The sequence below is a fragment of the Variovorax sp. VRV01 genome, assembly GCF_014852545.1.
In the GTDB taxonomy this organism is placed as follows: domain Bacteria; phylum Pseudomonadota; class Gammaproteobacteria; order Burkholderiales; family Burkholderiaceae_C; genus Variovorax; species Variovorax beijingensis_A.
This window is the reverse complement of the sequence record NZ_JACVBS010000102.1, coordinates 1-255: the sequence shown is the minus strand read 5'-3', so window position 1 is coordinate 255 and position 255 is coordinate 1. Positions and strand designations below refer to the sequence as shown.

Here is a 255-nt window from a genome sequence, read left to right as displayed (position 1 = left end):
ACGGGTCGATGAACGCGAGCGCGCCCATCATCCACCACCCCGACGTCAAGCGCATGCTGATGACCATGCGCGCCTACACCGAAGGCTGCCGCGCCATGGCCTCGGTGGCCGCCGCCGCCTACGACGCTGCGCACCACCATCCCGATGCCGAGGCGCGCAAGCAGAACCAGGCCTTCTACGAATTCATGGTGCCGCTGGTCAAGGGCTACAGCACCGAGATGAGCCTCGAAGTGACCTCGCTCGGCGTGCAGGTGC

1 protein-coding gene is annotated in these 255 nt (G+C 66.7%); it reads left to right on the top strand.

Going from position 1 to position 255, the window contains the following annotated elements; all coding sequences use genetic code 11:
* The coding region (locus IB278_RS33755) for an acyl-CoA dehydrogenase family protein (protein WP_263864288.1) at window positions 1-255 on the top strand (255 nt) is incomplete at both ends.